Source organism: Pantoea sp. AN62 (assembly GCF_050432985.1).
In the GTDB taxonomy this organism is placed as follows: Bacteria; Pseudomonadota; Gammaproteobacteria; order Enterobacterales; family Enterobacteriaceae; genus Pantoea; species Pantoea brenneri.
Genome location: NZ_JBNPYB010000011.1, coordinates 92830 through 105834, shown reverse-complemented (window position 1 = coordinate 105834; position 13005 = coordinate 92830). Strand labels below are relative to the sequence as shown.

The window sequence follows — 13005 nt, the reverse complement described above, 5'->3', positions numbered from 1 at the left end:
TTAGAAATGCAGAGAAAATATGCCGTTGCGGCACTCACCTTATTAAGTGCTTCACTGATCAGCGGTTGCGCCACCGAATCATCCCGAGCCATTGAGGCACCTCAGGTCCGCGCGGCCAGCCAGCCCGCTTACCAGGGCGTGCGCAGTCCGATTGCCGTCGGTCAGTTTGATAACCGCTCTTCGTATATGAACGGCATCTTCTCCGATGGCGTTGACCGGCTGGGCAATCAGTCAAAAACCATTCTGATCACCCACCTGCAGCAGACTAACCGCTTCAGCGTGCTCGACCGCAGCAACCTGAAAGAGTTAGAGCAGGAAGCGGACTTCAGGCGCAGCCAGCAAAATATCAAAGGCGCGAACTACATCATCACCGGTGATATCACTGAGTTTGGCCGCAAAGAAGTCGGCGATCAGCAGCTGTGGGGCATTCTCGGTCGGGGTAAGAGCCAGATCGCCTACGCCAAAGTTAATCTCAACGTGGTGGACGTCACCACCTCCGAAGTAGTGTTCAGCGCGCAGGGCGCAGGCGAATACCAGCTTTCTGCCCGGGAAATCATCGGCTTTGGCGGTACCAGCAGCTACGACTCGACGCTGAACGGCAAAGTCATGGATCTGGCGATTCGTGAAGCGGTCGATCATTTAGTGGATGGAATCAACAGCGGCGCCTGGCGTCCGGCTAAATAAGGAAGCAGTAAATGAAAATGATCACACTGGGCGGCCTGCTGATGGCGGCTGCGCTGCTGGCTGGCTGTGCGCCGAAAACGCCGAAAACCCTCTACTACTGGGGCGATTATCAGCAGCAGATTTACAGCTACTACCAGAAAGATAGCGATCCGCAGAAGCAGATCGACGCGCTGAATCTGGATGTTGAAAAAGCCCGTGCGGTAAACCAGCCGGTCGCGCCAGGGCTGCACGCTCAGCTCGGCCTGCTGTACGCCAAAACCGGTGATACCAATAAAGCCTTTAGCCAGTTCGCCATGGAAAAGCAGCTGTTTCCGGAAGCCGGCCCTTACATGGATTTTCTGATGAGTGACAAACAAGGAGTGACCCGGTGAAAAAACTGATTGCCCTGGGCGGCGCACTGGCCGTGCTGCTGCTGACCGGCTGTGCGCAGCACAAAAAACCGTATGACTACAGCGCGTTTCGCGCCAGCAAACCTGCGTCGATTCTGGTGTTACCGGCCGAAAACAAAGCTCCGGATATTAATGCCGCTCACAGCCTGACCTCGCTGGTGACCCAGCCGCTGGCCGAAGCGGGTTACTACGTGTTTCCGGTGGCGGTAGTGGAAGAGACTTTCCAGCAGAATGGCCTGACCAGCGGCAGTGAAATCCAGGCAGTCAGTCCGGCTCGCCTGAATAAGATCTTTCACGCCGACAGCGCGCTCTATATCTCGATCACCGATTACGGCAGCAGCTACCGGGTGATCGACAGCGTGACCACCGTGTCAGCAACCGCGCGGCTGGTTGATCTGCGTAGCGGCAAAGAGATCTGGCAGGGTTATGCCACCGCCAGCGACAGTGAACAGGGCAGCAATAACAATGGCGGACTGGTCGGCATGCTGGTCAATGCGGCGATTAAACAGATCGCCAACAACGTCAGCGATAAAGCTCACTCGATTGCCGGCCTGACCAGCAATCGCCTGCTGGCGCAGAATGAGCAGGGCGGTTTGCTGACCGGTCCGCGCTACAGGCCGATCAGCGTCCGCTGATCGGCAACAAAGCGGGCGCTGCGGCGCCCGTTATCCCTGCGGCAACTCCAGCTGGCTGTAGCCCAGCCCGTTCATTTTCCGCACCTTGATCTGCACCGGAATCCGCTCTTTCATCGCTTCAACGTGACTGATCACACCGATGGTTTTTCCGCTGGCGTTGAGCGCATCCAGCGCGTCCAGCGCGGTATCGAGCGTTTGCGCATCCAGCGTGCCGAAGCCTTCGTCCAGAAACAGCGATTCGATACGGGTTTTGTGGCTGACCAGATCGGATAACGCCAGCGCCAGCGCCAGGCTGACGAGGAAGCTCTCGCCACCGGAGAGGGTGCGGGTATCGCGCGCCGTGTCAGCCTGCCAGGTATCCACCACGTCCAGCTCCAGCAGATCCTGCGCCCGACGCTGCAGCAGATAACGGCCATGCAGCCGGTCGAGCTGACGGTTGGCGAGCGCCACCAGGTGATCCAGCGTTAAGCCCTGGGCAAAGCGCCGGAACTTGTCGCCGCTGGCGGAGCCAATCAGATCGTTGAGCAGTCCCCACTGCGCCAGCACCGTTTCATCCTCTGCAATCTGTGTCATCAGGCTCTGCTGCTGCTGGCGCAGGCTGGCATCGCTCTGTAGCTGTTGCTGTATCTGGCCCTGCTGGCTGGCATTGTCACGAAGCGCCAGCCGCAACTGTTCCAGCTGCTGCGCCAGCGCCTCAGCCGAGGCTGGCATCGCAGCGGGCTGCGCCTGCTGGTGCGCCGCCTGCCGCTGATGCAGATCCGCCAGCCGCGTCTGTTGCTGCTGATGGTGCTGATCGATCTGCTGTAGCTGTTGACGCAGCTGCTGGGCGGTCTGCTCATCCAGCAGCGCGGCGCGCAACGTGGCTTCATCACGGAAACCGGCGGCCGTCAGCGCCTGCAGCAGTGTCTGTTCCGCCTCAGCCAGACGGGTGACGAGCTGCTGCTGCTGGCTCTCCAGCACCGCCAGCTGGCCCTGCAGGCTGCTGACTCCGCTTTGCGCCCGCTGTAACCCCTCCTGCTGCTGTGCGAGCTGCGCCTCATGCTGGCGGATGCTGGCCTGCATCTGCTGGCGGGCCACGGTGACCTCGCGATCGCCAAACAGGGCCTGACGCTGCTGGCGCATCTCGTCGAGCCGGGTTTGATGATGGTGAAGTTGCTGCTGCTGAGTAGTCAGCTGCTGCTGTTCACGTTCAGCCTGTTGTTGCAGCGCGGTCAGCTGAGTTTCGCCGCGCAGCAGCTGCGGCTGCAGGTTAGCGAGTAATTGCTCACTTTCCTGCCAGCGCTGCCAGCGGGACTGCTGAACAGCCAGCCAGGATTCTCGTTCAGCGGCGGCAGGCAGGCTCAGGCCATGCTGGCTGAACTGCTGCTGTACCGCGTCCTGCAACTGCTGCCAGCTCGCCTGTTCCTGCTGCTGGCGCTGTTGCAGCGCGCTCAGCGCCTGCTGCAGGTTATCCAGCGACTGCTGTGCCAGCTGTTCGGCCTGCAGATGCTGCTGCCAGGCCTGCGACTGCTGAAGATGGTGATCTTTTGCCGCCTGACGGGCCTGCTCAGCCGCCTCCAGCGCCTGCCGCTGCTGCTCAAGCTGCTGTTCGCGTTGATTTTGCTGCTGCTGCCACTGGGTCAGTGCGTCGCGATCTGACAGGGTGAAGGTAAGTGCCAGCTCACCGCTGAGCGCCTGCCATTGCTGCTCCAGACCAACAAGCTGCCGCTGGGTTTCGGCAATGTCGTCGCGCAGCGTCTGCTGCTGGATCGCCGACTGCTTTAACTGTTCGTTTTTGGCGGTACCCGCCTCGCGTAGCGCATCGACCTGCTGTTGCAGGGCAGCGCGTCGCTGTTGATTGGCGCTGATTTCCAGCGTGCTGTAGCTGGCGACTGCCGGATGCGTGCAGGAGCCGCACAGCGGACAGGGCTGGTCTGGTGTGAGCCGGGCGCGATACTGCGAAAGATCGGCAATCTGCTGCTCCAGCGCGCAGATTTTATCGACATCATCCAGCTGCTGTTTCTCGCGTTTCCATCTTTCGCGCAGGCTGTGTAATTCCGCCTCCGCCTGCTGGTGAGCTTTTTCCAGCCCGGCCAGCTGCTGCTGGCGCTGACCAAGCTGCTGATGCAGCGGGTGCCACTGGGTAGAAAGCAGTAACAGCTGCTGCCGCGCCGCGCGGCGACTGTGCAGCTGGCTCAGCGCCTCTCGCAGCGCGGCTGGCGGATGCTGCTTCTGCAGCGAAGTTAGTACTTGCTCCGCTTGCAGCAGCGCCTGAGCGGCGGCCTGCTCAGCCTGCTGGCGTGGTAATGCCTGCTTAGCCTGCTGTTCCCGTTCTGCTTGCTGCGCCGCGATTTTCTGCTGTTGTTGCTGCTGCTGTTGCGCCAGTCCGGCGAGGGTCGCCTCGCGCTGCGCCAGCTGGGCAAATCGTTCCTGCCACAGCGGCAGCGATGCGCCCCATTGCGCCATATCGGCTAACTGCTGACGCAGGGTTTGCTGCTCCGCGATCGCCTGTTGTAAGACGGTAAGCTGGTGAGTCTGATCGGTCAGCATACGTTGAGTCTGATCGCACTGCTGCTGCTGGCGATCTTTTTCCTGCTGCTGCTGCGTCAGCTGCTGTTGCAGCGCCTGCAGTGACTGATCCAGCGGCATCACCTGTTCGGTCAGCAGGCTCTCCTGTTGCTGCTGTTGCTGGCGTGCCTGTTCCGCCGCGGCCTGGGCGGTGGCATAGTGCTGCTGCTGGCGTTGCTGTTCAGCCAGCGCCTGCTGGTGTGCGTCGGACAGCTGCTGCTGCTGACTGCGTACCTCACGCAGCGCATTCGCCCGTTCGTCACGCTGCTGCAGGGTAGCCCGCAGCTTTTCAGCCGGTTCGCTGCGCGCCAGCCGCTGTCGGTCCGCTTCAGCGGCCTGCGCCGCCGCCTCCGCCTGTTGCAGCGCCTGGCGGGTCTGCGCGATATCCTGCTGGAGCTGCTGCGCCTGTTGCTGCCACTGCTGCTGCTGCTGGGCGTGCTGATAGTCACGGCTCAGCGTCTGTTCCGCCGCGCTCAGTTGCAGCATCTGCTGTTGCAGCGCGGTGCGCGTGTCGTCATCCAGCAGCGCCATGGCTCCCGCCCGGCTGCGCAGCAGGTCGAGCGCGGTTTTTGCCTCTTTGTGACGTTCATAGATTGCGGCGGAAATCTGGCCGTAAATTTCGGTGCCGGTCAGCTCTTCCAGCAGTTCGGCCCGTTCGCTGGCTTTGGCGTTGAGGAAGGCGGCAAACTGCCCCTGGGACAGCATCATTGAGCGGGTAAAACGCTCAAAGTCGAGGCCGGAAAGGGTCTCAATCAGCCTCAGTTTGTCACCGACCTTGTCGGCGACGATGGTATCGTCGGCACAGCGCGCCAGCTCAACCCGCGGCGCCTGCAGTTTGCCGTCGGCGGTGCCGCGTGCGCGGTTCTGGCTCCAGAAGGCGCGCCAGGCTTCGCCTTTGATCTCAAATTCCACTTCAGCCAGACACTCGGCGCAGTCGCGGGTCATCAGCGCATTCTGGCTCTGGGAGATGGCGCCGAGACGCGGCGTCTGGTGATAGAGCGCCAGGCAGATGGCATCCAGCAGCGTGGTTTTGCCTGCGCCAGTGGCACCGGTAATCGCGAACAGCCCGTTACTGGCGAAGGGTTCAGCGCGGAAATCGATAAACCATTCACCGCGCAGTGCGTTAAGGTTTTTAAACCGTAGCGTGAGGATCTTCATTGTGGTTCCTCAATGTCGGCCAGCGTCTGGCGGAACAGGGTGGTCATCTGATCGATCTGCTGCGGTTGCAGTTCACTATCCAGCGCCAGGCGACGGGCAAACACCTCTTCCACTTTCAGTTCGCTCAGGGTTTCGTTATCGAGTCGCGCCAGGCTGTGCTGACGCTGCTCGCGGCTGCGGCGTAACAGCAAAACCTCAACCGGCAGTTCTGCGGTCAGGGTTTCCACCTGACGCTGCAGATCGCTGAGGTACTCCTGAGTGGTGACTTCAATATCCAGCCAGGTCGGTTTTTCCTGCTGCATGTCGCTGAAATCGCTGAGCTGCTGCGCGATCTGCGCCAGTGAACCTTTCAGCACCTGCATCGGCTGCACCTGCGGCACCACCAGCGGCGTCACCGCTTGCAAACCGCGCGGGGTGAAGTCCAGCAGGAAGACGCTTTTTTCACTGCCCAGTTCATCAAAACTGAGTGGAATCGGCGAGCCGCTGTAACGAATGTGCTCAGTGCCCGCCACCCGCTGAGCGCGGTGAATGTGGCCGAGCGCGATGTAATCCACGTCCGGGAACGCGGAGGCCGGGAAGGCGTCCAGCGTGCCGATATAGATGTCACGCACCGAGTCGCTCTGGCTGACGCCGACGGTGGTGAGGTGACCGGTAGCCACGATTGGCAGAGCCGGCTCCAGCGCCCGCGCAGCAGCCACGCGCTGCTGATAATGGTGAGCAATCGCCTCCAGCAGCGAGGTCTGCTTGTCGCGTCCGGACTGTCCGGCGCGGCTGCGCAGAATATCGCGCGGTCGCAGATAAGGAATGGCGCACAGCAGCACGCCCGGCTCGCCCTGACGGGTGGTGAGCAGCAGCACATCGCTGTTGGTCTGAGGCGTGGCGATCACCCGGGTATTCAGGCAGGCGAGCAGTTCGCGTGACTCATTGAGCGTCGCCACCGAGTCGTGATTGCCCGCCAGCACAATCAGCTGACAGCCGCTGGGCTGCAGCGCCACCACAAAGCGGTTGAACATTTCGCGCGCGTAGCTGGGCGGGGTGCCGGTATCGAACAGATCGCCCGCAACGATTAACGCATCCACCTGATGCTGTTCAATCTGGATCAACAACCAGTCAAGAAACGCCTGATGTTCCGCCGCCCGACTCTTGTTGTAAAAGAACTGCCCCAGATGCCAGTCCGCAGTATGAATGATGCGCATAAAACTCCCTGCCGTTGTAATTCGCCCGACGATTATACTGGCTCTGCGGCCAAAGCGAAAAATTGTCGCTGCGCTGTCATAATTGATTACCACTGGCCTGAATGAGCGGTTATGTTTTTCATAAAAGTGTCACAAATCTGACGCATAATGGCGCCGCGAATCTCAGTGACAGCCGTCATATCAGCAGGAGTAATAATGGCTAAGCGCATTTTGGTTGTGGAAGATGAAGCCCCAATCCGTGAAATGTTGTGCTTTGTTCTGGAGCAGAACGACTATCAGCCAATTGAGGCGGAAGATTATGACAGCGCAGTGGGTAAGCTGATTGAACCCTGGCCCGATCTGATTCTGCTGGACTGGATGTTACCCGGCGGCAGCGGCATTCAGTTTATTAAGCATCTGAAACGCGAAGCGATGACCCGCGATATTCCGGTGATGATGCTCACCGCACGTGGTGAAGAAGAGGACCGGGTGCGTGGGCTGGAAGTCGGCGCTGACGATTACATCACCAAGCCCTTCTCGCCAAAAGAGCTGATGGCGCGCATCAAAGCCGTCATGCGCCGTATTTCACCGATGGCGGTGGAAGAGGTGATTGAGATGCAGGGACTGAGTCTGGATCCCTCCTCGCATCGGGTGATGTCCGAAACCACGCCGCTGGAAATGGGCCCTACCGAATATAAACTACTGCACTTCTTTATGACGCACCCGGAGCGGGTTTACAGCCGCGAGCAGCTGCTGAACCATGTCTGGGGCACCAACGTGTATGTCGAAGATCGCACCGTCGATGTTCACATTCGCCGTTTACGTAAAGCGCTGGAAGTCTCCGGCCACGATCGCATGGTACAAACCGTCCGTGGAACAGGGTATCGTTTCTCTGCCCGCTACTAAACGGAGTTTTCACCGTGCTGGAACGCCTCTCCTGGAAGAGATTACTGTCAGAACTGCTGCTGGCGTGTCTGCCTGCGCTGCTGCTTGGCCTGCTGTTCGGTTATCTGCCGTGGCTGCTGTTGCTGAGCGTCCTGGCGGTGCTGCTGTGGCATTTCCATAACCTGATGCGCCTGTCGCACTGGTTGTGGCTCGATCGCACTATGACGCCGCCGGCTGGGCGGGCCAGCTGGGAACCGCTGTTTTACGGGCTCTACCAGATGCAGTTACGCAACCGGCGGCGGCGGCGTGAACTCGGCAACCTGATTAAACGCTTTCGCAGCGGCGCTGAGTCGCTGCCAGATGCGGTGATCCTCACCACCGAAGAGGGCACCATTTTCTGGTGCAACGGGCTGGCGCAACAGCATCTCGGGCTACGCTGGCCGGAAGATAATGGCCAGAACATCCTCAACCTGCTGCGTTATCCAGAATTCTCGCGCTATATCCGCCAGCGTGACTTCGACAAACCCCTGACGCTGGTGCTGAATAACCAGTACCACATGGAATTTCGCGTCATGCCCTACAGTGAAGGGCAGTGGCTGCTGGTGGCGCGTGACGTCACCCAGATGCACCAGCTGGAAGGGGCGCGCCGTAACTTCTTTGCCAACGTTAGCCATGAACTGCGTACTCCGCTGACGGTGCTGCAGGGCTATCTGGAGATGATGAATGACTCGGTGATGAACGAGCGTTCACGCGGCAAGGCGCTGCATACCATGTCGGAGCAGACGCGCCGCATGGACAGCCTGGTCAAGCAGTTGCTGACGCTGTCGCGGATTGAAGCTGCGCCCGCGATCGATCTGAAAGAGAAGGTCGATGTGCCGGTGATGCTCCGGCTGCTGCAACACGAGGCCGCCACCCTGAGCGGCGGACGTCACGACATCCATTTCCATACCGATCCGCATCTGAAAGTCTTTGGCAACGATGAACAGCTGCGCAGCGCCATCTCCAACCTGGTCTACAACGCGGTAAACCACACGCCGGAGGGCACGCGCATTGATATCAGCTGGCTGCGCAGTAAGCAGGGTGCAACGTTTCGGGTGTGCGATAACGGACCGGGCATTGCGGCTGAACATATTCCCCGTCTCACCGAGCGTTTCTACCGGGTCGATAAGGCGCGATCGCGGGCGACCGGCGGCAGCGGACTGGGGCTGGCGATCGTGAAACATGCCCTGAGCCACCATAATGCGCGGCTGGATATCACCAGCGTGCCGCATCAGGAGACCTGTTTTACCTTTACCTTGCCGGCAAGGTTGATTGTCAGCAGTGGGATGCAGGAGAATGCCCTCCATTAATGGCTGACGGATCTGCTTGATGCGCGCACTTGTTTTGTTGATGGTCATTTTATTGCCGGGCATGGCGCTGGCACAGCCCGGCGCGCTGTCGGGCAACCTTAGCAGCGTCGGGTCTGATACCCTGGGCTACCTGATGACGCTGTGGGGCGAGGACTTCAGTCGGCAGGCTCCGGGCGTCAATGTGCAGGTGCAGGCATCCGGATCGTCGACCGCGCCGACTGCGCTGGCTGCCGGTGCGGCGCAGCTCGGACCAATGAGCCGCCCGATGCAGGCGGATGAACGGCAGGCGTTTGAAGCGCGCTATGGTTATCCTCCGCTGGCGGTACCGGTAGCGATGGATGCGCTGGTGGTGGTGGTCAATCAGCGCAATCCGCTGCAGCAGATAACGCCGCGTCAGCTTGACGCCATTTTCTCGATTACCCGCCTGTGCGGGGCCACCTCGGTGCCGCAACGCTGGGGCGATCTCGGCGCGCGGGCGGCTGAGTGGGCTCACCGGCCGATCCAGCGCTACGGACGCAACTCGGCGTCCGGTACCTGGGGATTCTTCAAGCAGCAGGCGCTCTGTCAGGGTGATTTTCGCAATGACGTAGCCGAATTTCCCGGTTCGGCAGCGGTGGTGCAGGCGGTGGCAGGCAATCCACGCAGCATCGGTTACGCCAGTTTTGGCTTCCACCTCAGCGGCGTAAAGATGCTGGCGGTGGTGAACGATCGGGGTGAGGCTGTGGCACCCGACGCGGACGCAATCCGCAGTGGTCGCTATCCGTGGGCCCGTCCGCTCTATCTGTATGTCAACAAGGCGCCGGGTAAGCCGTTGCCACCGCTGGTCGCAGCCTTCCTGCAGCAGGTGCTCTCGGTGCAGGGACAGCGACGGGTCAGCGAAGCGGGTTATCTGCCACTCTCTGATAGCCAGATGGCGCAGGCGCGCGCGGCGCTTAACTGATCCTCTTCAGACGCGCATTCTGCTCTGCTTGTGTGCTGCGCGCGATGTTTAAGCGAGGGTCTCCAGGCGCGTAGGGCTTTCGCTGTCCGGAACCTGGAAGGTTCACCTTCAGGCGCGCATTCTCTCCTTAACCGCTATGGATGTGCTCCTCTCCCGGCGCGCGCATGTCGCTGCTTATCTGCTGCAAAACCGCGCGGTAGCCCGTCTTATCTGCCAACATGAATTTTCTTCATGGCCGGTGAATTTTCTTCTATTGCAGCGGGCGGCGGCACATGTCATTCTGCGTTCAGACGTATAGCCATCCAGATGGCTACAAATAACAGAGCGCAATTATTTCCTGCTGAAACCATCGGCAGGCGAGACAGGAGTGATCATGCAAAGAAATACCGCCCCGTTCCGTGCTGATACCGTAGGCAGTTTTCTGCGTCCCGCCGCGATTAAGCAGGCGCGTGAGCAGTTCGCCGCTGGCGAAATTGATGCGGCAGCGCTGCGCCAGGTTGAAGATGACGCCATCCGCGATGTGGTCGCCAGACAGCGCGAAAATGGCCTGCAGGTGGTGACCGATGGCGAATTTCGTCGCGGCTGGTGGCACTTCGATTTTTTCTACGGCCTGGATGGTGTGGAAGCTTATGAAGCTGAGCAGGGGATCCAGTTCAACGGCGTGCAGACCAAAGCGCATGGCGTAAAAGTAGTGAGCAAGCTCGGTTTTTCCAGCCATCCGATGCTGGAACACTTTCGCTTCCTGCAAAGCATTGCCGGTGATGCGGTGGCAAAAATGACCATTCCCAGCCCCAGCGTGCTGCACTTCCGCGGCGGTCGCAAAGTGATCGACGCTGAGGTCTATCCGGACCTGGCAGATTATTTTGACGACCTGGCACAGACCTATAAAGACGCCATTAAGGCGTTTTACGCCGCGGGTTGCCGTTATCTACAGCTGGATGACACCGTCTGGGCCTACCTTTGCTCTGAGGATCAGAAACGCGATATCCGGGCACGCGGCGACGATCCGGAAGCGCTGGCGCGGACCTATGCTCAGGTGCTGAACAAGGCGCTGGAAGACAAGCCAGCCGATCTGACCGTTGGTCTGCATGTCTGCCGTGGCAATTTCCGCTCAACCTGGATTTCAGAAGGTGGTTACGAGCCGGTGGCGGAAATCCTGTTTGGCAGCGTCAATGTCGATGCCTTCTTCCTCGAATATGACAATGCCCGTTCAGGCGGTTTCGAGCCGCTGCGCTTCATTAAGCCAGGCCATCAGCAGGTGGTGCTGGGCCTGATCACCACCAAATCCGGTGAGCTGGAAGATCCGGCGCAGGTGAAAGCCCGACTGCAGGAAGCGGCGCAGTATGTCAGCCTCGACCAGATCTGTCTCAGCCCGCAGTGCGGCTTTGCCTCTACCGAAGAGGGCAACAGCCTGAGCGAAGAGCAGCAGTGGCAGAAGATTCGCCTGGTGGTCGATATCGCAAAACAGGTGTGGTAATGCTGTAAACTTGTGCAAACAGGCGCGTAAAACGCGCCTTTTGTGCATTTGTCAGCGGCGTTATGCGGGGAATTCTCGCGGTCTGTTTATTATTTAGGCACATCATCTTGTGTGCCTGGGTTAAAAATTAACGCTATCCACTGGTTGTTACGTAAATAACGGGATAACCTTCTGGTTTTCCGATCCCGTATTGCCTTTCCCCGCTATAAACGTTTTACTTAGCCCCGTTGTCGATCCATCCCTCCGTGAACAGAAAAAAAGCAGCTTAAATCACCTGCGCTTCACCTCACGACGAGCATAATGCGCTGACATTGGCTGGCTGGTCGTGGTTTTAACGCAGCGAGGGGACAACACAAACCCAACTTCCACCGCAACATCAGTGACAGGCCGTATGACACATCGTTTAACCTCGAAAGACATTCTCGCGCTGGGCTTCATGACATTTGCCCTGTTCGTTGGCGCGGGCAACATCATTTTCCCGCCGATGGTTGGCATTCAGTCTGGCGAACACGTCTGGACCGCCGCTATTGGCTTTCTGATCACTGCCGTGGGTCTGCCGGTGATGACCGTGGTAGCGCTGGCGCGCGTCGGCGGCGGCGTGGATGCACTCAGTACCCCAATCGGTAAGGTTGCCGGTCTGGTGCTGGCCACCGTCTGCTATCTGGCGGTCGGGCCACTCTTTGCGACGCCGCGGACGGCCACCGTCTCCTTTGAGATGGGGATTGCCCCGCTGACCGGTGATGGCGCGATGCCGCTATTTATCTACAGCCTGGTCTATTTTGCGCTGGTGATTGGCGTGTCGCTCTATCCGGGTAAACTGCTCGATACCGTCGGCCATTTCCTTGCGCCGCTAAAAATTGTGGCGCTGACCGTGCTGGGCATTGCTGCGCTGGTGTGGCCAGCGGGCGGCACTATTCCGGCGACGGAAAATTATCAGCGTGCGGCGTTCTCCAGCGGTTTTGTGAACGGCTATCTGACCATGGATACGCTGGGCGCACTGGTGTTCGGCATCGTGATCGTGAACGCGGCCCGTTCACGCGGGGTTGATAATGCCGCGCTGCTGACGCGTTACACCGTTCTGGCCGGCCTGATTGCTGGCGTGGGCCTGACGCTGGTCTACCTGTGCCTGTTTAAACTGGGCTCCGGCAGCGGCGCGCTGGTCGATCAGAATGCGAACGGCGCAGCGATTCTGCACGCTTACGTTCAGCAGACATTTGGCGGTATGGGCAGCTTCTTCCTGGCGGCGCTGATCTTTGTTGCCTGTATGGTAACGGCGGTCGGTCTGACCTGTGCCTGTGCGGAATTTTTTGCGCAATACCTGCCATTGTCGTATAAAACGCTGGTGTTTATCCTTGGTCTGTTCTCGATGGTGGTGTCGAACCTCGGCCTGAGCCACCTGATTCAGATCTCCATCCCGGTCCTGACGGCGATTTATCCGCCTTGTATCGTGCTGGTGGTGCTGAGCTTCACCCTGAACTGGTGGAACAAGAGCAGCCGGATTATTGCGCCAGCAATGCTGATTAGCCTGCTGTTCGGCATTATTGATGCGATTAAAACTACCGGGTTTAAAGCGTTGCTGCCTGCATTCAGTCAGCACCTGCCGCTGGCCGATCAGGGACTTGCCTGGTTGCCGCCATCGCTGGTGATGCTGCTGATTGCCGCCGTGGTGGATCGGGTTAAAGGACGCGAACAGGTTTCCGTTCACTCGTAGCAGATGGCACTGATTTTTCTTTAACCACGGGCTTGCCCGTGGTTTTTTCATTTCA

At 59.5% G+C, this 13005-nt stretch carries 10 protein-coding genes; 8 read left to right on the top strand and 2 right to left on the bottom strand.

All coding sequences use genetic code 11. From position 1 onward, the window contains the following. Positions 1–6: 6 nt before the first annotated feature. The 3 genes from FHW04_RS14300 to FHW04_RS14290 are packed head-to-tail and all read left to right on the top strand — an operon-like array spanning position 7 to position 1708. Entirely contained in the window at positions 7–684 is a 678-nt protein-coding gene (locus tag FHW04_RS14300; RefSeq protein ID WP_046288493.1) for a CsgG/HfaB family protein, read from the top strand. Positions 685–695: 11 nt separating this feature from the next. Then, positions 696–1055, top strand: coding sequence for a DUF4810 domain-containing protein (locus FHW04_RS14295; protein WP_031377608.1), 360 nt, complete (start codon positions 696–698; stop codon positions 1053–1055). Further along, positions 1052–1708 carry a DUF799 domain-containing protein gene (locus FHW04_RS14290; RefSeq protein WP_089562041.1) on the top strand — a complete coding sequence of 219 codons (657 nt, stop codon included), beginning with the start codon at positions 1052–1054 and terminating at the stop codon, positions 1706–1708. Before FHW04_RS14295 ends, FHW04_RS14290 begins: the two co-directional genes overlap by 4 nt. A gap of 30 nt (positions 1709–1738) precedes the next feature. Here the strand turns inward: FHW04_RS14290 and FHW04_RS14285 are convergent, their stop codons facing one another. Together FHW04_RS14285 and sbcD are read right to left on the bottom strand one after the other, a co-directional pair. Further along, a complete protein-coding gene (locus FHW04_RS14285; RefSeq protein WP_089562042.1) occupies positions 1739–5413 on the bottom strand; it encodes an AAA family ATPase in 3675 nt (1224 codons plus the stop codon). After that, on the bottom strand, positions 5410–6609 hold the full coding sequence (gene sbcD / locus FHW04_RS14280) for an exonuclease subunit SbcD (RefSeq protein ID WP_031374704.1): 1200 nt from the start codon (positions 6607–6609) through the stop codon (positions 5410–5412). The genes FHW04_RS14285 and sbcD overlap by 4 nt, the downstream gene beginning before the upstream one ends. Positions 6610–6804: 195 nt before the next feature. On the opposite strand from sbcD, the gene phoB reads away from it, so the two are divergent. The 5 genes from phoB (at position 6805) to brnQ (ending at position 12950) form a co-directional block, all read left to right on the top strand. Then, positions 6805–7494, top strand: a complete 690-nt coding sequence (gene phoB / locus FHW04_RS14275) for a phosphate response regulator transcription factor PhoB (protein WP_003852491.1) — start codon at positions 6805–6807, stop codon at positions 7492–7494. A 14-nt stretch (positions 7495–7508) separates the two neighbouring features. Then, positions 7509–8822 carry a phosphate regulon sensor histidine kinase PhoR gene (phoR, locus tag FHW04_RS14270; RefSeq protein WP_031374703.1) on the top strand — a complete coding sequence of 438 codons (1314 nt, stop codon included), beginning with the start codon at positions 7509–7511 and terminating at the stop codon, positions 8820–8822. Between the two features lie 19 nt (positions 8823–8841). Then, a complete protein-coding gene (locus tag FHW04_RS14265) occupies positions 8842–9762 on the top strand; it encodes a PstS family phosphate ABC transporter substrate-binding protein (RefSeq protein WP_031374702.1) in 921 nt (306 codons plus the stop codon). Between the two features lie 373 nt (positions 9763–10135). After that, on the top strand, positions 10136–11239 hold the full coding sequence (locus tag FHW04_RS14260) for a cobalamin-independent methionine synthase II family protein (protein WP_031374701.1): 1104 nt from the start codon (positions 10136–10138) through the stop codon (positions 11237–11239). Positions 11240–11630: 391 nt separating this feature from the next. Beyond that, on the top strand, positions 11631–12950 hold the full coding sequence (gene brnQ / locus FHW04_RS14255; protein ID WP_089562043.1) for a branched-chain amino acid transporter carrier protein BrnQ: 1320 nt from the start codon (positions 11631–11633) through the stop codon (positions 12948–12950). Positions 12951–13005: the final 55 nt, after the last annotated feature.